This is a genomic window from Vibrio gallaecicus (assembly GCF_024347495.1).
Classification (GTDB): Bacteria; Pseudomonadota; Gammaproteobacteria; order Enterobacterales; family Vibrionaceae; genus Vibrio; species Vibrio gallaecicus.
This window is the reverse complement of record NZ_AP025490.1, coordinates 2,707,801-2,731,859: the sequence shown is the minus strand read 5'-3', so window position 1 is coordinate 2,731,859 and position 24,059 is coordinate 2,707,801. Positions and strand designations below refer to the sequence as shown.

General features: G+C 42.2%; 21 protein-coding genes. 9 read left to right on the top strand and 12 right to left on the bottom strand.

From position 1 onward, the window contains the following. Positions 1 to 94: 94 nt before the first annotated feature. The 3 genes from pilB to nadC form a co-directional block, all read right to left on the bottom strand. Positions 95 to 1,780: a type IV-A pilus assembly ATPase PilB gene (gene pilB / locus OCU78_RS11765; protein ID WP_137373381.1), complete on the bottom strand. Its 1,686-nt coding sequence runs from the start codon at positions 1,778 to 1,780 to the stop codon at positions 95 to 97. A 1-nt stretch (position 1,781) separates the two neighbouring features. After that, the gene (locus OCU78_RS11760) at positions 1,782 to 2,237 is read right to left on the bottom strand and encodes a pilin (protein ID WP_137373382.1); all 456 of its coding nucleotides are present in this window, start codon (positions 2,235 to 2,237) and stop codon (positions 1,782 to 1,784) included. A gap of 250 nt (positions 2,238 to 2,487) precedes the next feature. After that, positions 2,488 to 3,378, bottom strand: a complete 891-nt coding sequence (gene nadC, locus OCU78_RS11755) for a carboxylating nicotinate-nucleotide diphosphorylase (protein WP_137373383.1) — start codon at positions 3,376 to 3,378, stop codon at positions 2,488 to 2,490. Positions 3,379 to 3,512: 134 nt separating this feature from the next. On the opposite strand from nadC, the gene ampD reads away from it, so the two are divergent. The 5 genes from ampD to lpdA all read left to right on the top strand — a co-directional run bounded on the left by ampD (position 3,513) and on the right by lpdA (position 11,599). After that, positions 3,513 to 4,070 (top strand): 1,6-anhydro-N-acetylmuramyl-L-alanine amidase AmpD, encoded by a 558-nt coding sequence (ampD, locus tag OCU78_RS11750; protein WP_137373384.1) that lies wholly within the window; start codon positions 3,513 to 3,515, stop codon positions 4,068 to 4,070. 456 nt (positions 4,071 to 4,526) lie between these two features. Then, positions 4,527 to 5,288: a pyruvate dehydrogenase complex transcriptional repressor PdhR gene (pdhR, locus tag OCU78_RS11745; protein ID WP_137373617.1), complete on the top strand. Its 762-nt coding sequence runs from the start codon at positions 4,527 to 4,529 to the stop codon at positions 5,286 to 5,288. 62 nt (positions 5,289 to 5,350) lie between these two features. After that, positions 5,351 to 8,014, top strand: a complete 2,664-nt coding sequence (gene aceE / locus OCU78_RS11740; RefSeq protein WP_137373386.1) for a pyruvate dehydrogenase (acetyl-transferring), homodimeric type — start codon at positions 5,351 to 5,353, stop codon at positions 8,012 to 8,014. 26 nt (positions 8,015 to 8,040) lie between these two features. After that, positions 8,041 to 9,930: a pyruvate dehydrogenase complex dihydrolipoyllysine-residue acetyltransferase gene (gene aceF / locus OCU78_RS11735; RefSeq protein WP_137373387.1), complete on the top strand. Its 1,890-nt coding sequence runs from the start codon at positions 8,041 to 8,043 to the stop codon at positions 9,928 to 9,930. A 241-nt stretch (positions 9,931 to 10,171) separates the two neighbouring features. Then, complete coding sequence (gene lpdA, locus OCU78_RS11730) at positions 10,172 to 11,599, top strand: dihydrolipoyl dehydrogenase (protein ID WP_137373388.1); 1,428 nt, start codon at positions 10,172 to 10,174, stop codon at positions 11,597 to 11,599. A 98-nt stretch (positions 11,600 to 11,697) separates the two neighbouring features. Here the strand turns inward: lpdA and OCU78_RS11725 are convergent, their stop codons facing one another. Then, positions 11,698 to 12,306, bottom strand: a complete 609-nt coding sequence (locus OCU78_RS11725; protein ID WP_137373389.1) for a LuxR/HapR/OpaR family quorum-sensing transcriptional regulator — start codon at positions 12,304 to 12,306, stop codon at positions 11,698 to 11,700. Positions 12,307 to 12,645: 339 nt separating this feature from the next. On the opposite strand from OCU78_RS11725, the gene hpt reads away from it, so the two are divergent. Beyond that, a complete protein-coding gene (hpt, locus tag OCU78_RS11720; RefSeq protein WP_137373390.1) occupies positions 12,646 to 13,176 on the top strand; it encodes a hypoxanthine phosphoribosyltransferase in 531 nt (176 codons plus the stop codon). A gap of 133 nt (positions 13,177 to 13,309) precedes the next feature. Here hpt and can read toward each other — a convergent pair whose 3' ends face one another. After that, the gene (can, locus tag OCU78_RS11715; protein WP_137373391.1) at positions 13,310 to 13,969 is read right to left on the bottom strand and encodes a carbonate dehydratase; all 660 of its coding nucleotides are present in this window, start codon (positions 13,967 to 13,969) and stop codon (positions 13,310 to 13,312) included. A 244-nt stretch (positions 13,970 to 14,213) separates the two neighbouring features. On the opposite strand from can, the gene OCU78_RS11710 reads away from it, so the two are divergent. From OCU78_RS11710 to OCU78_RS11700, 3 genes are all read left to right on the top strand, one after another. Further along, a complete protein-coding gene (locus tag OCU78_RS11710) occupies positions 14,214 to 15,884 on the top strand; it encodes a SulP family inorganic anion transporter (protein WP_137373392.1) in 1,671 nt (556 codons plus the stop codon). Positions 15,885 to 16,182: 298 nt separating this feature from the next. Next, on the top strand, positions 16,183 to 17,100 hold the full coding sequence (locus OCU78_RS11705) for an ABC transporter ATP-binding protein (protein ID WP_137373393.1): 918 nt from the start codon (positions 16,183 to 16,185) through the stop codon (positions 17,098 to 17,100). A gap of 1 nt (position 17,101) precedes the next feature. Continuing rightward, on the top strand, positions 17,102 to 17,872 hold the full coding sequence (locus tag OCU78_RS11700; protein WP_137373394.1) for an ABC transporter permease: 771 nt from the start codon (positions 17,102 to 17,104) through the stop codon (positions 17,870 to 17,872). 89 nt (positions 17,873 to 17,961) lie between these two features. Here the strand turns inward: OCU78_RS11700 and panC are convergent, their stop codons facing one another. The 7 genes from panC to sfsA form a co-directional block, all read right to left on the bottom strand. After that, positions 17,962 to 18,852, bottom strand: coding sequence for a pantoate--beta-alanine ligase (panC, locus tag OCU78_RS11695; RefSeq protein ID WP_137373395.1), 891 nt, complete (start codon positions 18,850 to 18,852; stop codon positions 17,962 to 17,964). An 8-nt stretch (positions 18,853 to 18,860) separates the two neighbouring features. Further along, on the bottom strand, positions 18,861 to 19,655 hold the full coding sequence (panB, locus tag OCU78_RS11690; protein ID WP_137373396.1) for a 3-methyl-2-oxobutanoate hydroxymethyltransferase: 795 nt from the start codon (positions 19,653 to 19,655) through the stop codon (positions 18,861 to 18,863). 22 nt (positions 19,656 to 19,677) lie between these two features. Further along, positions 19,678 to 20,163, bottom strand: coding sequence for a 2-amino-4-hydroxy-6-hydroxymethyldihydropteridine diphosphokinase (gene folK, locus OCU78_RS11685; protein WP_137373397.1), 486 nt, complete (start codon positions 20,161 to 20,163; stop codon positions 19,678 to 19,680). Beyond that, positions 20,160 to 21,518, bottom strand: coding sequence for a polynucleotide adenylyltransferase PcnB (pcnB, locus tag OCU78_RS11680; protein WP_137373398.1), 1,359 nt, complete (start codon positions 21,516 to 21,518; stop codon positions 20,160 to 20,162). The genes folK and pcnB overlap by 4 nt, the downstream gene beginning before the upstream one ends. A 164-nt stretch (positions 21,519 to 21,682) precedes the next feature. After that, on the bottom strand, positions 21,683 to 22,558 hold the full coding sequence (gene gluQRS / locus OCU78_RS11675; protein WP_137373399.1) for a tRNA glutamyl-Q(34) synthetase GluQRS: 876 nt from the start codon (positions 22,556 to 22,558) through the stop codon (positions 21,683 to 21,685). 129 nt (positions 22,559 to 22,687) lie between these two features. Continuing rightward, positions 22,688 to 23,134 carry an RNA polymerase-binding protein DksA gene (gene dksA, locus OCU78_RS11670; RefSeq protein ID WP_137373400.1) on the bottom strand — a complete coding sequence of 149 codons (447 nt, stop codon included), beginning with the start codon at positions 23,132 to 23,134 and terminating at the stop codon, positions 22,688 to 22,690. A gap of 134 nt (positions 23,135 to 23,268) precedes the next feature. Then, on the bottom strand, positions 23,269 to 23,985 hold the full coding sequence (gene sfsA / locus OCU78_RS11665) for a DNA/RNA nuclease SfsA (RefSeq protein WP_137373401.1): 717 nt from the start codon (positions 23,983 to 23,985) through the stop codon (positions 23,269 to 23,271). Between the last annotated feature and the right edge of the window lie 74 nt (positions 23,986 to 24,059).

The window sequence follows — 24,059 nt, the reverse complement described above, 5'->3', positions numbered from 1 at the left end:
GGCTCCGTTAACTTATCGTCTTAATCTTTTATTTTGGTTATTGAATTACCAGCACAGCGGTGATTCTTACTATTAATTTAGATATACAAATAACTTATAAATACAAAACACGCTGTAGTTCTTGGTAGCTAGTTGTGCCTTCAATAAGCTTTTGAATACCGGATTCTTGTAAAGTTTTCATGCCGTTTTTTTTCGCTATTTGTTCTATTTCTAGTGCGTTTGGCTTTGTGATTAAGCTTTCTTTTAAGTCATCACTAAAAGGCATGACCTCATAGATACCGACACGACCTGAGTAGCCCTTGGTGCATTCATTACAGCCAGGTTTATTGGCTTGATAAATGGTGTGCTCATTAGCTATTCCATGTTTTAAAAATATATGAGGTGAGGTATCTGGAGTTTTACAATGTTTGCACAATCGTCGAGCAAGTCTTTGTGCAATGATGAGACTTAAAGAAGAAGCAAGATTAAAAGGTTCTATACCCATATTGGAAAGTCGGGCTACCGTTTCAGCTGCTGAGTTAGTATGCAAAGTAGATAAAACTAAGTGACCTGTCTGAGAGGCTTTAATTGCGATTTCCGCGGTTTCTAGATCTCGTATTTCACCAACCATTACGATGTCTGGATCTTGCCTTAAAAAAGATCGTAAGGCTTCTGCAAAGCCAAAGCCAATCTTAGGGGTAACTTGAACTTGGTTGATACCGGATAAGTTGATCTCTACAGGATCTTCGGCTGTAGATATATTTCTTTCTGGCGTATTGAGAAGTCTAAGCCCTGTATAAAGTGAGACGGTTTTTCCGCTACCCGTTGGACCTGTCATCAAAATCATACCTTGTGGGCGTTGCAATGCATTTAAGTAGAGCTGCTTTTGTTCATCGCTGTAGCCTAATTTATCAATATCGAGATTGGCCGCACTGCTATCTAACAAGCGAAGGACGATCTTCTCACCCCATAGCGTTGGCAGCGTTGATACGCGCATATCAATGGCTATTTCTTCATTCAGGCGTAATTTAATACGACCATCTTGCGGGAGTCTTCGTTCCGATATATCCAGCTTAGAAAGGATTTTTAAGCGAGCTGATAGGCGACGGCTAAGCTGAGAGGCTGGCTGCTGAGTTTCGACAAGAATACCGTCGCAACGCAACCTAACGCGGTAAGACTCTTCGTAAGGTTCAAAATGAATATCTGATGCGCCTTTTCTCACGGCATCGACTAATATTTGGTTAATAAATCGGCTAACGGGAGAGTCATCTTTACTTAAATCTTCTATCGATGTGACTTCGTCATCTGAGACTTCAACGAGGTTTGCTAGTTCATCTTGACTGATTTCTTTGAGTTTTGAATTAGAGCCGGAAATACTCCGCCCGTATAAACGGCGTACAGCACCAATGAGCTCATCTGAATTAGCCAGTACCATTTCAACTTGCAAGCCTGTTGCAAACCTAAAGTCGTCTTCGGCTTGTAAGTTTGTTGGGTCAGAAACAGCTAGGGTTAGCGTTGATGATGAGCACCTGAGAGGAATTGCATTGTACTTGGTAATCAGTTCACGTAAACCAAGCTGTTCACATAGAGGCTGGTAGTCTATACCTGACAGCTGAACGACAGGTAGACCAAATATCTCGTTTAAATGCGCAGTGAGATCTTTATCGTTAAAACAACCAAGAGAAATTAAAGCTTCTGGCGCAGAAGCGCCAGAAGCTTGTATATGTTCCACCACAGCTTGCTCCTGCGTCAGGCTAAGTAAATTAGCCTGAAGTAGCAGTGTTGGAAGGTTATTGGACACGTTAAGGCGTTGCCGACAATTTACAGCCTTTCAGGGTATCTGAAAGTAATGTAGCAGGGATGTCATGTGTACACTTCCAACCTGAGTTACTTCTCGTATAAGTTACTTTTTTCCCTGTTAGTGATGCTGAACTCGCAAATGTGAAATCAGCTGTTCCATTAGTGGCTGTAGTTCCGTCTTTTGTAAATTTCAGAGTCCCCATAGCACTCATGTCGGTTGCTGCTCCAAAATCGCTTGCTTGAGCGTCTTCAGGGAATGCTCCATTTTCTTGTATATACATATCTATATTACTTAATAGGGTTTTAGGTATGCTAACTCCAGTATTTGCTTCGGTTTTGATTACATAGCTCTTATATGCTGGTACTGCAATTGCACTTAATATGCCGATAATTCCGACCACAATCATCAATTCAATTAAGGTAAAACCATTTTGCTTTTTAGCATTTCTATTTTTCATGTTGTATTCCATATAGATTAATTGATCACTAACCTGTGATGGAATGATGATAGGTGTCTGCTTTGATAATAAAAATACCGTATGGGGTGGTGCTCGAGTGGCTTAGTGTTTATTGATGTTCAATTTCATTCGAGCTGCAAAATTATGTGACGAGGTTAGATTTACGTTCTCATTATTGATAAAAACCCAAATAAAAAAGGCTCTGATTTTCGTCAGAACCTTTAATGTTATTAATTACTTAATGTCTTTCTTATGCTTGAAATCTCATGGATAGATCAAGTGCTTTTAAATGTTTGGTCAGTGCACCAACGGAGATGTAATCCACGCCGGTTTCAGCATATTCAGCGATAGTGTCGAGTGTCACATTTCCTGAATTTTCAAGAGCAGCACGTCCGGCATTCAATTTTACGGCTTCACGCATCATGTCTGTTGTGAAGTTATCCAGCATAATGATGTCAGCACCTGCATTGATGGCTTGCTCTAGCTCTTCTAAGCTTTCCGTTTCAACTTCCACAGGTTTTCCTGGGTTTAGCTCTTTTGCTGTTGAAATCGCTTTCTCGATACCACCACATGCAATGATGTGGTTCTCTTTAATAAGATAAGCGTCAAAAACACCAATGCGGTGATTGAAACCGCCACCACAAGCAACCGCGTATTTCAGTGCGCTGCGCAGACCTGGGATCGTTTTTCGAGTGTCTAACAGGCGGCATTCAGTGTGCTTGACCTTTTCTGCGTAGGTAGCAGTGATAGAAGCGCAACCTGAAAGGGTTTGTATAAAGTTCATTGCATTACGTTCGCCGGTCAATAATGCTCGCGCTGGTCCGCTTAACGTACACAGTGTTTGGTTTGGTTCAACCTTATCACCGTCTTGTACGTTCCACTCGATAGTGACTTCACCGCCTAATTGCTTAAACACTTCATCAGCCCATGCTTGACCACAAAAAACACCATGTTCACGGGTAATGATGGTTGCAGTGTTGACCGCATCAGCAGGAATTAGACTTGCAGTAATATCAGCCATAGGATCAAGCGTACCGCCTAAATCTTCTCTAATAGTCTCAGCTACAGCTCGAGTAATCTCTAATGGCAATTGCTCTTTTAAGTAGTCAAGGCGTTGTTGGCTGTTATGTGTATTTTTCATCGCAAATCTAATCTTGAATGGGAGTGGGGTAGGAATGATACTCTTGCTTAGCTGCAAATTAAAGAGTTGAACCGATAAGCACAAAGGTCTGAGTTGAATCAGGTTTCTTTATTGATAAATTAAGTAGGTTAATAATGACAATAAGTACCGTTGGTTGGTATGAAAATGCTAGGCGCGTTCCTTCTCCTTTTTACGATTCTCGCCCTAAGCTGAATGATGTATCACTATTAGTTGTACACAATATTAGCCTGCCACCGGGTGAATTTGGTGGTCCGTATATCGAGCAATTTTTTACTGGTAATTTAAATCCAGCAGAGCACCCGTTCTTCGAAGTTATTCATCAAATGGGGGTTTCTGCGCATTGCTTGATTCGTCGAGATGGAGAAGTTGTACAATTTGTCCCTTTTCACGATCGGGCGTGGCATGCGGGGCAGTCGAGCTTTGCTGGAAGAGATAGGTGCAATGATTACTCGATTGGCATTGAATTAGAAGGCAGTGATTTTGTTTCTTATACGAAAGAGCAGTACTTGTCTTTATCAACACTTACTGAAACTCTGATGAAGCACTTCCCCAAAATAACCATCCCGCGTATTACGGGTCATCAATATATATCTCCGTTGCGTAAAACGGATCCTGGTCTAGTATTTGATTGGGTTAAATTTAAAGATGGATTGAGCCTTCCCCCTTTATAAAGACAGATTTATTGTCGTGAATGTTTTTGGTTTTAGAGCCTAGATTGATTGATTTGGTTATCAATTTGTAATCAGATTGGTTGGCGGAAAGCGATGAATGCTAGAGAGTGTGATGGGGCTATCAAATACAAATATATTAAAACTTATGAACAAAATTTTTCCTTTTAGTGTGCGGTTGGTTTGATTTTTGAACGGGGTAGGTAAATCAATCTGAAACAATTCATTTTTATCCTGAAACTTTCTAGCACGAATCCTCCCCAAAAGTATTACCCCTGTAAATGGTAAGACCAATTTAGTTGCTGTTTTAAATTTCATTTGTTAAATCATGGTTAATTCACGCCTTGTTCTATGATTCAGGTCAATTTTAGGCTGGACAGTGGCGTTTTAATTATGTTAATTTCTGCGCAAATTAAAAATTGGTATTACCAATTACCTGCAAAAGAAGAACAACAAATTATGGCTTATCAAAGGATTCGTCAGCCAAAACTCTCTGATGTTATTGAGCAGGAGTTAGAAAGGTTGATAGTGGAAGGAACACTGGCTCCTGGGCAGCAATTGCCGCCTGAGCGTGAACTGGCTAAACAGTTCGATGTGTCTCGTCCGTCAATCCGAGAAGCGATACAACGTTTAGAAGCAAAGCGCTTACTGACTCGCCGTCAAGGTGGGGGAACGTTTGTGAGTGAGAATATTTGGAAAAGTTTTTCAGATCCTCTTCTTAATTTGTTATCGAGTCATTCTGAAACCCAACTAGACTTGTTGGAGTCGCGTCATGCGATGGAAGGAATCTCAGCTTACTTTGCAGCATTGCGTGGAACCGATGAAGATTTTGCTCGAATTCAAGCATGCCAAGATAATATTCATGGTGCGCAGGAAAAGAACGATATCGACGCTGAATCCGCTGCAGTTATGGCTTTTCTTATTGCTCTAACTGAAGCCGCACATAATGTGGTGTTACTTCACATAGTGCGAAGCCTCGCTCCGTTACTAGAGCAGAATATTTTAGAGAATTTAAAACTATTACACCGTCGTCAAGATGTTGTAGAGAAAGTAAGCATACATCGAGCTAATATAGTGGATGCGATTGTTTCAGGGCAGCCAGAACAGGCGCGTGAAATGTCACATTCTCATTTAGCTTATATCGAAGAAACATTGATGGATTTGACTAAAGAAGAATCGCGACGCGAACGTTCTTTACGTCGAATCCAACAGGGTAAATAGCCGTAATACTTCGGCTATTTACGTGTTTAGTAGAATCCAACTAACAAAAAGGATAGATCGCCATGTCTGACATGAAGCATGACGTTGATGCTCTGGAAACTCAAGATTGGTTAGAAGCTCTTGAGTCAGTAGTACGTGAAGAAGGTGTAGAACGTGCACAGTTTTTACTAGAACAAGTTCTAGATAAAGCGCGTTTAGATGGTGTTGATATGGCTACAGGCATCAACACGAACTACATCAACACAATTCCAGCAGCACAAGAGCCAGCTTACCCTGGTGACGTAACTCTTGAGCGTCGTATTCGTTCGATTATTCGCTGGAACGCAATCATGATCGTATTGCGTGCTTCTAAGAAAGACCTAGACCTTGGTGGTCACATGGCTTCTTACCAGTCAGCTGCAGCGTTCTACGAAGTATGTTTCAACCACTTCTTCCGTGCTCCAAATGAGACAGACGGTGGCGATCTAGTTTATTACCAAGGTCACATCTCTCCAGGTATCTACTCTCGTGCATTCGTTGAAGGTCGTCTAACTGAAGAACAGCTAGATAACTTCCGTCAAGAAGTTGATGGTAAAGGTATCCCTTCTTACCCGCACCCTAAACTGATGCCTGAGTTCTGGCAGTTCCCTACTGTATCTATGGGTCTTGGCCCTATCTCTGCTATCTACCAAGCGCGCTTCCTTAAGTACCTTGACGGTCGTGGCCTGAAAGAAACTTCAGCGCAACGCGTATACGCGTTCCTAGGTGACGGTGAGATGGATGAGCCGGAATCACGTGGTGCTATTTCTTTCGCTGCGCGTGAGAAGCTAGACAACCTATGTTTCCTAATCAACTGTAACCTACAGCGTCTAGATGGCCCTGTAATGGGCAACGGTAGCATCATTCAAGAACTTGAAGGTCTATTCAAAGGCGCAGGTTGGAACGTTGTTAAAGTTATCTGGGGTAGCAACTGGGATTCTCTACTAGCTAAAGACACGACTGGTAAGCTTCTTCAACTAATGAATGAAACTATCGACGGTGACTACCAGACATTCAAATCTAAAGATGGCGCGTACGTACGTGAGCACTTCTTTGGTAAGTACCCAGAAACAGCTGCACTAGTTGCAGACATGACTGATGACGAAATCTTCGCGCTTAAGCGTGGTGGTCACGATTCTTCTAAACTGTTTGCTGCATTCAACAATGCAAAAGAGACAAACGGTAAGCCGACTGTAATCCTAGCTAAGACTGTTAAAGGTTACGGCATGGGTGATGCAGCTGAAGGTAAGAACATTGCGCACGGTGTTAAGAAAATGGACATGACTCATGTTCAACACCTACGTGATCGCCTAGGTCTAGAAGATATTCTTTCTGATGAGAAAATCGCTGAACTTCCATATCTAAAACTGGAAGAAGGTTCTGCTGAATACGAATACATGCACGCTCGTCGTAACGCTCTACATGGTTACACACCTCAGCGTCTGCCTAAGTTCACTCAAGAATTTAAAGTGCCTGAGCTAGAAGCTTTCTCTCCACTACTGGGTGAGCAGAAGCGTGATATCTCTACAACTATGGCTTATGTACGTACACTAAACATCCTTCTTAAAGATAAGAACATTGGTAAGAACATCGTTCCTATCATTTGTGATGAAGCTCGTACATTCGGTATGGAAGGTCTATTCCGTCAGGTTGGTATTTACAACCCACACGGTCAAGATTACACACCTGAAGATAAAGGCATCGTTTCTTACTACAAAGAAGCAACGTCTGGTCAAGTTCTTCAAGAAGGTATCAATGAGCTAGGTTCTATGGCTTCATGGGTTGCTGCTGCAACTTCATACAGCACGAACGATCTACCGATGATTCCGTTCTACATCTATTACTCAATGTTCGGTTTCCAACGTATTGGTGACATGGCTTGGTTAGCAGGTGACCAACAAGCTCGTGGTTTCCTACTTGGTGCAACTGCAGGCCGTACAACGCTAAACGGCGAAGGTCTACAGCACGAAGATGGCCACTCGCACATCATGGCGAACACAGTACCTAACTGTATCTCTTACGACCCAACGTTTGCTTACGAGCTAGCGGTAATCATGCAAGACGGTATCCGTCGCATGTACGGTGAGAACCAAGAGAACGTTTACTACTATCTAACAGTAATGAACGAGAACTACGCAATGCCAGCAATGCCAGAAGGCGCTGAAGAAGGCATCCGTAAAGGTATCTACAAGCTTGAGTCTTACGCTGGTTCTAAGTCTAAAGTTCAACTAATGAGCTCTGGTACTATCATGAACGAAGCGCGTAAAGCAGCTAAGATCCTGAGCGAAGAGTATGGCGTAGCATCTGACGTATTCTCTGTAACGTCTTTCAACGAACTGACTCGTGACGGTCAAGCGGTTGAGCGTGACAACATGCTTCACCCAGAAGCTGAAGAGAAAGTACCGTACATCACAACTGTTCTTGGTAACGAGCCTGCAATCGCAGTAACGGATTACATGAAGAACTACGCTGAACAAGTACGTGCATTCATGCCTTCAGAATCATACAAAGTACTTGGTACTGATGGTTTTGGCCGTTCAGACAGCCGTGAAAACCTACGTCGTCACTTCGAAGTAAATGCAGGCTACGTTGTTGTTGCTGCACTAACTGAACTGGCTAAACGTGGTGATGTTGAAAAATCAGTAGTTGTAGAAGCTATTGCTAAATTCGGCATCGACGCAGACAAAATTAACCCGCAATACGCATAAGACTGGCATTAAGGTAGGTAAATGCAATGACAATCGAAATTAATGTACCAGACATCGGTGCTGACGAGGTTGAAGTAACTGAGATTCTTGTAAACGTTGGCGACAAGGTTGAAGAAGAGCAGTCACTGATCACTGTTGAAGGCGACAAAGCTTCAATGGAAGTTCCAGCGTCTCAAGCGGGTATCGTTAAAGAAATCAAGATTTCAGAAGGTGATTCTGTTTCTACTGGTTCTCTTATCATGATCTTCGAAGCGGAAGGTGCTGCAGCAGCACCGGCTGCGCCAGCAGTTGAAGCGGCGGCACCAGTTGCAGCTGCTCCTGCAGCGGCAGCTGAGCTTAAAGAAGTTCACGTTCCTGATATCGGCGGTGATGAAGTTGAAGTAACTGAAATCATGGTTGCTATCGGTGACGCAGTAGAAGAAGAGCAATCTCTTCTTACTGTTGAAGGTGACAAGGCTTCAATGGAAGTTCCTGCACCATTCGCTGGTATCGTTAAAGAAATCAAGATCGCTTCTGGTGATTCAGTATCTACTGGTTCTCTAGTGATGGTATTTGAAGTGGCAGGTTCTGGCGCTCCAGTTGCAGCAGCTCCTGCTCCAGCGGCGGCACCAGTTGCAGCGGCTCCAGCAGCATCTGCTGAGAAAGAAGTGAACGTTCCTGATATCGGTGGTGACGAAGTTGAAGTTACTGAAATCATGGTAGCGGTTGGCGATACAGTAGAAGAAGAGCAATCTCTAATTACTGTTGAAGGCGACAAAGCTTCAATGGAAGTTCCTGCACCATTCGCTGGTACAGTAAAAGAAATCAAGATTGCAGCTGGTGACAAAGTGTCAACAGGCTCTTCAATCATGACTTTCGTTGTTGAAGGCGCAGCTCCAGTAGCAGCGGCTCCAGCACAAGCGGCAGCTCCTGTAGCGGCTCCAGTACCTGCTCCAGCGGCAAAAGCAGAAGCTCCAGCAGCTAACGACTTCCAAGAGAACGGCGAGTACGCTCACGCATCTCCAGTTGTTCGTCGTCTAGCTCGTGAATTCGGTGTAAACCTAGCGAAAGTTAAAGGTACTGGCCGTAAGAGTCGCGTACTTAAAGAAGACGTTCAGTCTTACGTTAAAGATGCACTTAAGCGTCTTGAATCTGGTGCAGCAGCATCAGGCAAAGGCGGCGACGGTTCTGCTCTTGGTCTACTACCATGGCCAAAAGTTGACTTCAGCAAGTTCGGCGAAACGGAAGTTCAGAAGCTTTCTAAGATCAAGAAGATCTCTGGCGCTAACCTACACCGTAACTGGGTAATGATCCCTCACGTTACACAGTGGGACAACGCTGATATCACAGAGCTAGAAGCATTCCGTAAAGAACAGAACGCAATCGAAGCGAAGAAAGACACAGGCATGAAGATCACTCCACTTGTGTTCATCATGAAAGCTGTTGCTAAAGCGCTAGAAGCATTCCCAGCGTTTAACTCTTCTCTTTCTGAAGATGGCGAAAGCATCATTCTTAAGAAGTACGTAAACGTGGGTATCGCTGTTGATACACCAAACGGTCTAGTTGTTCCTGTATTCAAAGACGTGAACAAGAAAGGCATTTACGAGCTATCTGAAGAGCTAATGGCTGTTTCTAAGAAAGCACGTTCAGGTAAGCTAACAGCGGCAGACATGCAAGGCGGTTGTTTCACAATCTCTAGCCTTGGTGGTATTGGCGGTACTGCATTTACTCCAATCGTAAATGCTCCAGAAGTAGGCATCTTAGGTGTATCTAAGTCTGAAATTAAGCCAGTTTGGAATGGTAAAGAATTCCAACCACGTCTACAGCTTCCACTGTCTCTATCATACGACCACCGTGTGATCGATGGTGCAGAAGGTGCACGCTTCATTACTTTCCTAAACAGCGCACTATCTGACATTCGTCGTCTAGTACTGTAAGTTAGAAAGTAATTATTAAGGTGACTTTCGGGTCACCTTAATTCTTTATATAAAGACTATTTTTAGAGAACAGTTACCTGCATGTTTCATAAACTAGAAGGGAATTGTTGTCTAGCTCACAGGCTAACTTAAAGCTACTTTCACACTGTTAACATCTCTGTAAAATGTTTCTTGTTTGAAAGTCCAATAATTTAAGAACACCTACTTAGCCTGTTAGGGATAATGACTACAAGAGGTCACAATGAGCAAAGAAATTAAAGCCCAAGTTGTTGTACTTGGTTCAGGTCCTGCTGGTTACTCAGCAGCATTCCGTTGTGCAGACTTAGGTCTTGAAACTGTACTTGTAGAGCGCTACAGCTCTCTTGGCGGCGTATGTCTAAACGTTGGTTGTATTCCATCAAAAGCACTTCTTCACGTTTCAAAAGTAATTGAAGAAGCAAAAGCAATGGCTGAGCACGGCGTTGTGTTTGGTGAACCACAAACGGACATCAACAAAATCCGTATCTGGAAAGATAAGGTTGTTGATCAACTGACTGGCGGTCTTGGCGGTATGGCTAAGATGCGTAAAGTAACGGTTGTTAATGGCTTTGGTAAATTCACTAGCCCTAACAGCATTGAAGTTGTTGGCGAAGAAACGACAACAGTTAACTTCGATAACGCAATCATCGCTGCGGGTTCTCGCCCAATTAAACTTCCGTTCATTCCTCATGAAGACCCACGTATTTGGGATTCTACGGATGCACTAGAGCTGAAAGAAGTACCAGAAAAACTACTTATCATGGGTGGTGGTATCATCGGTCTTGAGATGGGTACGGTTTACCACTCTCTAGGTTCTAAAGTTGATGTTGTTGAGATGTTCGATCAAGTTATCCCTGCTGCGGATAAAGACATCGTTAAAGTCTTCACTAAACGCATCAAAGATAAGTTCAAGCTTATGCTTGAGACCAAAGTGACAGCTGTTGAAGCGAAAGAAGATGGTATCTACGTTTCAATGGAAGGCAAAAAAGCACCAGCTGAAGCTGAGCGCTACGATGCTGTTCTTGTTGCTATCGGTCGTGTTCCAAACGGTGCACTTATCGATGCTGAAAAAGCAGGTATCGAAGTTGATGAGCGCGGTTTCATCAATGTTGATAAGCAAATGCGTACTAACGTTGCTCACATCCACGCGATCGGTGACGTAGTTGGTCAACCAATGCTTGCTCACAAAGGTGTGCATGAAGGTCACGTAGCTGCTGAAGTTATCTCTGGTAAGAAGCACTACTTCGATCCTAAAGTAATCCCATCAATTGCGTACACTGAGCCAGAAGTTGCTTGGGTAGGTAAGACTGAGAAAGAAGCGAAAGCTGAAGGCTTGAACTACGAAGTTGCTACTTTCCCTTGGGCTGCTTCTGGTCGTGCAATCGCTTCTGACTGTGCTGACGGTATGACTAAGATGATCTTCGATAAAGAGACTCATCGCGTAATCGGTGGTGCTGTTGTTGGTACTAACGGTGGTGAACTTCTTGGTGAAATCGGCCTAGCAATCGAAATGGGTTGTGATGCAGAAGATATCGCACTGACTATCCACGCTCACCCAACTCTACACGAGTCTGTTGGTCTAGCTGCGGAAGTATTCGAAGGTTCAATCACTGACCTTCCAAACAAAAAAGCAGTGAAAAAGAAGAAGTAATTCTTTTTTAATTTGTTTTTAAGTTAATAAAAAACCGCTGATAATTCAGCGGTTTTTTTATTTAAGCCTAGGTAAAACGAATAACTATTACTTAGTTTTTACGACTTGTAGATACAAAGCATATTTAGGTAGCTATCAGTCAGCGTATCTAGTTCTTCTTGTGATTGAGCACGATTTGCCTGAATGAACAGTGAGTAACAAATACCATGGAACAAATTCACTAAGTGAGAAGGGCTGTGTTTATCACACACTTCTTCACGCTCGATAGCTTTAGTAAACATATTCTTCAGTAATGCTTGGTTCGTACGGTTTGTTGTTACAAACAGCGGCCAAACTTCATCGCGAGTCGATGCACTCCATTCAAACCATACTTTAAGCCATTGGCAATCATCAGCGACTAATGTCACCATCTGATTAGCAATGTTTTGCAGGTTATCTTTTGCATGCAGGTCTAAGTCAATGTTATCTGTTAAGAAATTAGAAAATTGACGTACAACATGGTTCAAAACTTCATCAACAAGATCTTCACGAGTTGGGAAGTAATTAAAGACAGTTGCAACAGACACTTGAGCAATTTCAGCAATATCTGCGTGTCCACCACGACCAATACCACGGCGAGCAAATACTTCAAGTGCGATCTCCATTAACTGGAGTTTTCTTTTTAAAGGGGAAAGCCTAGTTCTAGGTCTCTTAGCTATTGAGTCCATATCAGTTCCTTGCCAACGAATTATTATATTAATGATTATTTTGTTATTTACGCACAATGAGTGTAATGGTGCATATGCAAATGGTCAAACAGTTATGATGTTTTTATAGACAGTTATATCAATTTTGATACGGTTTTTGTTTTTTAAATAACACGGCGCACTGCAAGTTAATTTATGAGAGGGCTGAGGAGCTCCTTTAACCACATAAACTCTAGTAAAGTGAAGACTCAAGGTGGTGTGACTATTTGAGCAGTGCTAGACTTAGCCCCGAAATGGAACGGCAGAGATTCATGTTAGAGTCTAAACTTGTCGCAATTACCCAATAGAATTGAGAGCAGTATGAAGCATACAGTTGAAGTCATGATCTCTGAGCAAGAAGTTCAAGATCGAGTAAATGAACTAGGTAAGCAGATCACGGAACATTACCAAGGTAGTGAAGATTTAGTACTAGTGGGCTTGTTACGTGGATCTTTTGTTTTTATGGCAGATCTTGCTCGTGCGATTAACCTAACTCATCAAGTCGATTTTATGACGGCTTCTAGTTACGGTAATACGATGGAAAGCTCACGTGATGTACGTATCTTGAAAGATCTTGATGATGATATCCAAGGTAAAGATGTACTGCTTGTTGAAGATATTATTGATACGGGTAACACGTTAACTAAGGTCAAAGAAATCTTAAGCTTACGTGGTCCTAAGTCTATCGAGATCTGTACTTTATTGGATAAGCCTTCTCGTCGTGAAGTTCATGTAGATACTAAGTGGATTGGCTTTGAAATCCCGGATGAATTCGTCGTGGGTGTTGGCATTGATTATGCTCAAAAATACCGTCACTTACCTTATATCGGTAAAGTCGTTCCTCAAGAATAAGCTTTATTTAGATTCAATATAAAAGTAAACGCCCGCTTATCATAGCGGGCGTTTTTCTTGTACTAAAACTAAGCTATCAAATCTCGTAACTGTTATTTATTCGATATTGTTTATTTGATACTGAGCTTTGAAATTATTTGAGGATATCTGAATTTAAAATTTTAGACATAGCAGCCTGGTAGTTAACTTCTAATGATTCTCGGCTTGAGCAACGCACACCAATATCTTGCAATTTTCCGTCACCAATTCCGTAGACAACACCATGAACTTCAACATCTTGTCCACGCTCCCAAGCATTTTGCAATACGGTTGAATTACCTAAGTTATACACTTGTTCAGCTACGTTAATTTCACACAGCTTATCTGCCCATTTTTCTTTAGGCATTTCGCCAAGCCAGTTACGGTGCTTGAGGTATAAATCTCGGATATGTAATAACCAGTTATTAATTAACCCTAAATTAGGGTTTTCTATTGCTGCATTTACACCGCCACAACCGTAGTGACCGCATACAATAATATGCTTAACTTCAAGTACATCAACCGCGTATTGCACGACCGATAAACAGTTTAAATCGGTATGGATTACTTGGTTTGCAACGTTCCTGTGAACAAAAAGCTCACCAGAATATAGACCGGTTAGACGTTCGGCAGGTACTCGGCTATCAGAGCAGCCGATCCAAAGAAACCCAGGATTTTGTCCTTCTTCAAGTGCAGTAAAGTATTCCGGACGTTCAGAGCGAATTGATTCTGACCACTTCGAATTATTTTCAAAAAGCTGTTTAATTTCTGGCATCTTACGTCTTATATCCCTTAAATAAGTTTCGTAACTATACACAATGTTACAAATTCAATCCCTATAAAACTTCATTGAACGGTACTCATCTGACGTGTACTAGCACCAAAAATCATCAACTTACTGATAATGATACGATCTAGTTATATGTCATGATGAATGTGATTGAATTAACACTTTCTGAAAAGTTGTCACATTTGGTAAAGTGATACGGTTTGAGTTTTTATTCGCAGGGAGCTGCATAGTGTTTGGAAGTCGTTTTGAAGATATGAACCTAAAAGGGGATATGTTTGGTGGTGTAACAACGGCCATTATATCTTTGCCTTTAGCTCTTGCTTTTGGTGTTGCCTCTGGTGCTGGTGCGGAAGCAGGGCTGTGGGGTGCCATTATGGTTGGCTTATTTGCGGCATTGTTTGGTGGTTCAAGTAGTTTGATCTCAGAACCCACTGGACCAATGACCGTTATTATGACCGCTGTTATGACAAGCATGATGGCAAAGTACCCTGAATCTGGCATGGCGATGACCTTTACGGTCGTGATGATGGCTGGTGCATTCCAAGTGTTACTAGGGACGTTAAAGTTAGGTAAGTATGTCACTTTGATGCCGTACAGTGTGATTTCCGGCTTTATGTCAGGCATTGGAGTCATACTCATAATCTTACAGCTTTCTCCACTACTTGGTCATGCAGCACCTTCTGGTGGAGTTATGGGGACTTTGGCGGCACTGCCTGATACTGTAGCGAATATGAAGTTCAGTGAACTGTTCTTAGGATTACTGACACTTGCGATTCTTTTCTTATTCCCTTCTAAATATCGTAAATACGTTCCTGCTCAGTTGGTTGCCTTAGTCGCCGTCACGTTATTATCTGTCATCATTTTTGATACAGAAACTATTCGCCGTATCGGTGAGATTCCAGCTGGTCTTCCTTCGTTAGTTATCCCAACCATTAATGCTGAAGTTTTTACCACTATGGTCATCGATGCTTTAGTACTGGGTACATTGGGCTGTATTGATACTCTGCTGACGGCGGTCATTGGTGACTCGTTAACTCGTAAAGAACATGACTCTGATAAAGAGCTTCGTGGTCAGGGTATTGCGAATATTCTTTCAGGTTTATTTGGAGCATTGCCTGGTGCCGGTGCAACGATGGGAACCGTGACGAATATCCAAGTCGGCGCCCGATCCCCGCTTTCTGGTGTGATCAGGGCATTGGTATTAGCGCTTGTTGTGCTAGTTGCTGGTGGGCTGACTGAACCAATTCCAATGGCTGTTCTTGCCGGTATTGCCGTTTATGTTGGTTTTAACATTCTTGATTGGAGTTTTATTCAGCGAGCTCATAAGGTGAGCTTTGCTGGTATGGCGATCATGTATGGTGTAATGCTATTAACAGTGTTTGTTGACCTGATTGTTGCGGTTGGGCTTGGTGTTTTTATTTCAAATATTTTAATTATTGAGCGTTTGAGCCGTGAGCAAGCAAGGCAGGTTAAAGCAATCAGTGATGCCGATGAGGATGATTTGCCATTGACGGATAGTGAACGTCAGTTACTCGATAGTGCTAATGGTAAAGTTCTGTTTTTCTATTTATCAGGTCCAATGATCTTCAGTGTATCAAAAGCAATATCTCGCCAACACTCAAGTATTGCGGACTATGAAGTTATGATTCTCGATCTAACGGATGTCCCAATGATCGATGTGACGGTCGGGTTGGCATTAGAAAATGCTATCAAAGATGCGCTGGATGCAAAGTGTGAAGTTTACTTATTGTGCCCTAATGAAAGCACACGTCAGCAGCTTGAAAAGTTCCATGTGATTGACCTTGTTCCTGAATCTAATACTTATCGCTTTAGATATGAAGCTTTAAACGCTGCTAAAACTTATGTCGACAGAGATGAACATCAATTTGATGCAGTTTAACGTTCAGAGCGAAATTTAATTTCACTGAACTTAATCTTGCTACACTTAAGACCGTATAGATGACGCCGTTGAGTTTCCCACTTAACGGCGTTTTTATTTGTTTGGGATGAGTTTACTTATTTTCGGAAGGTCTAAAATGTGAAAATCCCAATGCTTATTTGTATTCATCGTCAATGAACGATAGACTTGCTGGCAAAACGATCGTCATGCAATATTTAAGAGCTATGAAATCTCACTGCTTGATCATTGTGGATCGAAAAATATACGACTAATAATCATAAAATGGCAATGTATCTTTATGTATGCTCTGGAAATTGAACAGTTAAGAAAAATGTATGCTGGTGGCTTTGAAGCCTTAAAAGGCGTGAGTTTAAGTGTTGAAAAAGGCGACTTTTACGCGCTGCTTGGTCCAAATGGAGCGGGAAAATCTACTACCATTGGTATTATCTCCTCTTTGGTTAACAAGACTTCAGGTCAGGTTAAAGTCTTTGGTTATGATATTGATACCGACCTTGAGCTAGCAAAGCAAAACTTAGGCTTGGTTCCTCAAGAATTTAATTTCAACCCTTTTGAAACCGTTGAACAAATTGTACTTCAGCAAGCTGGTTACTACGGTGTGCCAAGACCGCTAGCAAAAGAGCGTGCTGAAAAATACCTGACTCAGTTGGACTTGTGGGAAAAGCGCAACGAGCGAGCTCGTAACTTATCTGGTGGTATGAAGCGTCGTTTGATGATTGCTCGCGCATTGATGCACGAACCGCAATTGCTGATCTTAGATGAACCGACTGCTGGGGTAGATATTGAACTGCGACGTTCAATGTGGGAGTTCCTTAAAGAGATAAACGAAAAGCAGGGCATTACTATTATCTTAACCACGCACTACTTAGAAGAAGCTGAAATGTTGTGTCGTAATATCGGAATCATTAATCGCGGTGAACTGATTGAGAATACGACTATGAAGGCGTTACTTGGTAAGTTGAGTGCTGAGACTTTTATTCTCGATTTAGAAGAGGGCGTATCTGAGCCTCAGTTAGAAGGTGTAAATAGCCAAGTGATGGTGAATGGCTCATTAGAAATCGAAATCGATAAGAACTTAGGTTTGAATACGATCTTTGCTCAATTGAGTGAGCAAAATGTGAAAGTTCTTTCTATGCGTAATAAGGCAAACCGTTTAGAAGAGCTATTTGTGAGTATTGTCCGTGAAGGGAGTAAGTAATATGTACAGCCTATACTGGACCGCTTTCCGCAGTTTATTGAGCAAAGAAATCAATCGTTTTACGCGTATCTGGGTGCAAACACTAGTGCCACCAGCCATTACGATGACTCTGTATTTCATCATATTCGGTAACTTGATTGGTTCTCGAATTGGTGAAATGAACGGCTTTAGCTACATGGAATATATTGTCCCTGGTTTGATCATGATGTCGGTTATTACTAACTCTTATTCCAATGTCGCTTCTTCGTTCTTTAGCGCTAAATTTCAAAAGAATATTGAAGAATTACTCGTCGCGCCAGTTCCGAACTATGTGATTATTGCCGGTTTCGTGATGGGCGGCGTGGTACGTGGCTTATTGGTGGGTACGATAGTGACGTTTGTTTCACTGTTCTTTGTTGACCTGCAGGTTGACCATTGGGGAGTGATTATTGCGACCGTATTTCTGACTTCGGTTGTGTTCTCCCTAGGAGGGCTAATCAACGCGGTATTTGCACGTACGTTTGACGATATCTCTATCATTCCGACGTTTATTCTTACGCCGCTGACTTACCTCGGTGGTGTGTTCTATTCAATCAGTCTGTTGCCTGAGGTATGGCAGAGTGTGTCTAAATTGAACCCTATCGTGTATATGGTGAACGCGTTTCGATATGGCTTCCTAGGTGTATCTGATGTCGGTATTGTAACTTCGTTTGGTGTGCTAGGTGCATTCATCGTAGTGTTATATGGCATTGCGCATTATTTAGTGACTAAAGGTATCGGCTTGCGCAGTTAGTACGTTTTAAATCAGCACTAAATGTTAGATAAGAAAAAGGTCGATATGATATCGACCTTTTTTATGCTTTGTATTTAGGAGGAAGATGGCTATTCAGCGGTTTCTTCTTTTACTTCATCTTTTGTTTCCGTAACTAAGTCTAGAACTTGGTTATCGATAAGACGAGTTTTACCTAAGAAAGCAGACATTAAAATAACAGCTTGTGTGGAATCACTCGTAATCGCTTGCATAGTGCGAGCATCACAGATGAAAAGTTCATCGGGCTGTAAGTCTGCTGCACGCAACTGATCGGTTGCATCTTCAATAACAGATGCATAATCATCACGACCACCACGGATAGCACTGCTTATCCAACGCATTGTGCGAGCTAGAACAGGCGCTCTTTGGCGTTCATCTATAGTTAGATTACTATTACGAGAACTCATGGCTAAGCCATCCATTTCACGAACTGTCGGCACGCCAATAATTTCAATATCGAGTGCTAAATCTAATGTCATTTGGCGAATCACAGCCAGTTGCTGAAAATCCTTTTCACCAAAGCATGCAAAGTTAGGCTGAACAATGTTAAATAACTTAGTCACGATGGTAGATACACCGCGGAAATGACCAGGGCGAGATGCACCTTCTAGCATATGAGATATGCCAGGTACTTCAACGAAGGTCTGTTTATCCAAACCCTCTGTGTACATATTCTCTGGGGTTGGTGTAAAGACCAGTTCCACACCTTCACCTGTTAACTTGTTCAAGTCAGCTTCTAAGGTACGAGGGTAGTTATTTAAATCGTCTGTGCGATCAAACTGCATTGGGTTTACAAAAATGCTAACCACAACAATGTCAGCATGTTCACGAGCTTTCCTAACTAAAGTTAGGTGTCCTTCATGAAGGTTACCCATTGTTGGTACAAACGCAATGGTACGGTCATCTCGTTTGTATTGTTTGATTTGCTCACGAAGAGCCGCGATATCAGCAAAAGTTTGCATTAGTACTCCTAAGCGATTGTGTGAGCGTCATCAGGGAAGATTGCATTTTCTACATCTTCTTTGTATTTCGCTACTGCTTTACGCATATCGCCAGTTTCAACTAGGAAATTCTTAGAGAACTTCGGCATGTAGTTTGCTGAGATACCAAACATATCATGCATCACTAAGATTTGACCGTCAGTTACGCTACCTGCGCCAATACCAATTACTGGTACGTCACAAGCTTCTGTAATTCGTTTCGCTAAAGATGCGGGTACGCATTCTAATAGAACAATTTGAGCACCTGCATTTTGAAGAGCAAGGGCATCAGCAACCATTTTATCGGCTTGTTCATCATTGCGACCTTGAACCTTATAGCCGCCAAAAATATTGACCGATTGTGGTGTTAGTCCAAGGTGAGCACAAACTGGTACTGCACGTTCTGTTAGCATTTTAACGGTATCAACCAACCAACTTCCGCCTTCGATTTTTACCATGTTAGCGCCTTCGCGCATCAGCGTTGCCGCGTTTTCGCAAGCTTGCTCTGGTGTTGCATAGCTCATGAAAGGCATGTCAGCCATTAACAAACAGTTTGGGCTACCAGCACGCACTGAACGAGTATGATAAGCAATATCTTGAATCGTTACAGGCAGTGTGTCTGTTTTCCCTTGAAGAACCATACCTAAAGAGTCACCCACTAATAAAACTGGGATGTCTTGGCTTTCAAATAATTGGGCAAAACTAGCATCATAAGCTGTAGACGTTGCAAATTTACGACCTTCTTGTTTGCACTTGATTAAGTCGTTAATGGTTACTTTTTTCATAATGATTCCTTACTGTGTTTGACTATCTCTGCCAAACATCGAGCCCATTCTTATCTACTATTTTTAGTAGGTTAGTTAGCTCTGTCCCATCTGGGAGTTGTAAACTTGGAGCGATTTCAGCAAGCGGATAGAGCACAAACTCTCGCTCTTTCATTCCATAGTGTGGAACAGTTAAACGCTCTGAATCGATCACCTCATTGCCGAATAGGATGATATCGAGGTCCAAAGTCCTTGGACCCCAGCGCTCATCCTTACGGACACGCCCTTGCTCTAACTCAATTTTTTGTGTGCAATCAAGTAGTTCAAGAGGCGTTAATTCAGTTTGAATAGCTACCACCGCGTTTATGTAATCGGGTTGATTTTGCGGCCCCATTGGAGTGCTACTATATAGCTTAGAAGTCGCAATAAACGTTGAACGCGGTAGGTTTTTTAGTGTTTCGATGGCCAGATTTGCTTGGCTCACCGGGTCGGCTAGATTACTGCCGACCGCGATATATGCCGTGATCATTCTGCTGGCTTACTTTTCTTTTTACGGTAGGTTTTACGGCGGCGGTTACCTGAAGGTTTTCCTGGATTCGCAACATCATTTGCCATTGCCTGACGCATATTTCTACCTGCGTTTTGGAAGGTCTCCCACCATTTAGCAAGGTCGAGAGTTTCACCTTGTTCGATTTCGCCGCGCATTTCTAAGAAGTCAAAACCTGCTCGGAATTTATTTAACTCCATAAGGCGGAAAGCACGTTTGCCATTACGACGAGGTAAGCGAAGCTGAAGCTGCCATATTTCACGAATGGTTGCCGTGTGGCGACGTGGGATAGCAAGAGACTTAACTTGCTGATCTAAAATCAGGTTGCTTGCTTCCATAATTGCATCGTAGTGAGCAACGCCTAGCTCAGCGACTAATTTGTCTGCTAGCTTATTCATTGGATACCAAAGAATAGCCGCGAACATAAACGCTGGGTTAACTCGTTTGCCGTCTTCAATACGAAGGTCGGTTGAATCTAAGACTAGATCCAACATTTGCTCGGTTTCAGAGGAATAATCTTCAGTAAAGTGCTCAGCAACCGTAGGGAAAATTTGTTGGAATAAATTGTACTCACGCATTAAGTGGTACGTTTCTAAACCATGACCTGATTGCAGTAATTTCAGTGACTCTTCATACAGACGTGCGGCAGGAATATCTTTTAGAAGGTGTGCAAGGTGCTCAATTGGATCGGCTGTATCTTCTTCGATATCAAAGTCGAGTTTTGCTGCAAATCTCATTGCACGAAGCATACGTACAGGATCTTCGCGGTAACGAACTTCCGGTTCACCAATTAGACGAATTAACTTATCTTCAAGATCTTCCACGCCACCAGCATAATCGTGAATGCTGTAGTCACTGATGTTGTAGTACATCGCGTTAATCGTGAAGTCACGTCTTTCTGCATCTTCATCGACACTTCCGTAAACATTGTCACGAAGAAGCATACCTTCTTTTGATTGAGCAGAAACGTTTTTCGATGGTTCTTGATGGTGTCCACGGAAAGTGGCGACCTCAATAATATCTCGACCGAACATGATATGTGCAAGGCGAAAGCGGCGACCAATTAGGCGGCAGTTTCTAAATAGATTTTTAATTTGTTCTGGTGTTGCGTTTGTCGCAATATCAAAATCTTTTGGCTGAGTACCGAGTAAAATATCGCGTACACCACCACCGACTAAAAATGCGTCAAAACCCGCACCATTCAGCCGATAAAGCACTTTTAGTGCATTGTCACTGATCTGCTTGCGTGAAATATTGTGCTCTTGGCGAGTGTAAATATTCAGAGCTAATTCATGAAAGCTACGTTGTTCACTTGGGGTATTGTCGTTTGTATTCATTAGTTTATAGCAAAGTTGGTATCGCCAACTTTGATTTTCTCTAGTCAAAAGTGGTGTTGCAGCGCGTAATTGCGGCTAATAATAGCCTAGCGCGAGGCATTTGAGAATATGAGCGTGACCGCAAACCATTCTGAATGACGGTATTTTTGTGCTCAAAGACCATTTTAGCTGTCGTGTATTTGCTGCAAAGTGTTCGGTAGCAGGGTTAAATCCCAATTTTTGCAGCCCCATAATAGAATATCGTCTATTGGTGAGGTTGCTATGTTTTTCGGAATATTAAATCCTAAAAATTGCATTGCTGTCAGTAATGTAGGCACTGGATTATCTATATCAATAGCCGTTGCGTAGTTTTGCTTTGATAATTTCTGACCATTTTTATCTGTTGCCAGTGGCAAGTGTAAATAACTGACTTCAGGCTGCCCTAGCATCTTATATAAGCTTATTTGTCGTCCTGTTGGCTCAATTAAGTCAGCGCCTCGAACAACTTCTGTTATTCCTTGGTCAATATCATCCAGAACTACTGCAAGATTATAGGCAAAAAGACCATCACGTCTTTTGATAATAAAATCTTCTTTTGCCAATGCTGGTGGAATATCAATTTGACCATGACGCAAATCCTGGAAATTCTCAACAGGGTATTCCATAGCTAAGCGCACCGCACTCATAGAAGCGTCATTGATATTTTTATGGCGGCATGTACCAGAATAAAAGCCACCTAATTCTTTTATCTGTTTACGAGTGCATTGGCAAAAGTAGGCTTTATCGGTTAATAGCCACTGCTCAATTTGAGCTTGATACAATTCATGCCTTTGGCTTTGGTAAACGACTTCACCATCCCAAAATAGATGATAGCTTTTCAGTGTTTGTAATATTAGTTCAGCAGCCCCAGCCATTTCTCGGGGCGGGTCTAAATCTTCAATTCTAACGAACCATTGTCCACCGTTTGCTTTAGCTTGAAAGTAACTGCCTAAGGCGGCTACTAAAGATCCAAAATGCAAAGGACCTGATGGAGAAGGCGCAAAACGCCCAATATAACTCATGATTTGAACCTAATATTTCAACAAGGAAGAGGAATAAAAACGATGCCGGGATGAATTAAGGACTCGTAACCTGAATTCTGGAAACAAGAAAGGGAGCAAGCGCTCCCTTTCTTTATATTTGCTAAGGCATTAACCCTGCATTTGCTTCTCTTTAATTTCTGCAAGTGTCTTACAGTCAATACAAAGATCCGCAGTTGGGCGAGCTTCAAGACGACGGATGCCAATCTCAACACCACAAGAATCACAGAAGCCAAAATCGTCTTCTTCGATTTTATCTAGTGTCTTTTCAATTTTCTTGATCAGACGACGCTCACGGTCGCGGTTACGCAACTCTAGGCTGAACTCTTCTTCTTGTGAAGCACGGTCAACTGGATCTGGGAAGTTTGCTGCTTCGTCCTGCATGTGGTGCACAGTACGGTCAACTTCAACCCTTAACTGGTTGCGCCAAGCTTCTAAAATCTTGGTAAAGTGTTCAGTTTGCTCAGGTGACATGTACTCTTCACCTGGCTTTTCTTGATATGGTTCAACACCAGCGATGGCTAGGATGCCTAGCGCTTTTTTCTTAGATTCTGGCATACAGCATCTCCTATTTACACCTAGTCAACTGCTAAGCAGCTAATTTTTAGGCGGGTATCTATAGCAGAAAGATGTGGTGCTGGCAAACTCTTGTGCATAAACTTGTAATCAATGTGAACTATCAGTGCTTTTGCTTAGTTCCTGATAAATTTCAGTGAATGTTTAAGTTCCATCTGAGTATTGCTTAGTTCTGCTTTATAGCAAAGAACTTCAACTCCAGCGTCTTGTGCTTGTTTTAGTAATAATGAATATTTGGCGTCTATATGGTGTGCCGAAGAGACTTTTTCAATACCTGAATGTAAAACAGTGAATAAAAGTACAGCTCTGCTTCCAGATTCGACCATTTCTGTGAGTTCGCGCAGATGCTTTTGACCTCTTGTTGTCACTGTGTCTGGAAAATAACCTTGTCCCTGTAGGGTATCATCCAAAAGTGTGACGCTTTTTACTTCAACATAGCAACTCGGTTTATCTGGATCGTCTAAAAGAATATCAATACGGCTATTTTCACTGCCATATTTCACTTCGGTGCGTAATTCTTTGTACCCTGAAAGTTCAACTATAGCTCCATTTTCAATCGCTTCCACTGCTAGTTGATTGGCTCTTGCAGTATTAATACAAATCTTATGACCTTCTAAGGTTTCAGAAAGCTCCCAACTATTGGGGTATTTACGCTTTGGATTGTCAGATGTCGAGTACCAAACGGTGTCTCCTTCCGTTGCACACCCTGTCATTGCGCCTGTATTGGCACAGTGAATAGTGCGCTCGCTGCCATCAGGTAAGGTAATATCAGTGAGGAAGCGTTTATAACGTTTAATGAGTGTGGCTGGTTCTAATGGCGGTTCGAAGTGCATTTTACTTATTTCGATAGATGGGTTTTTATGTACAATATTGGCAACATTACACCATAAGGTCTTCCCATTGTCAC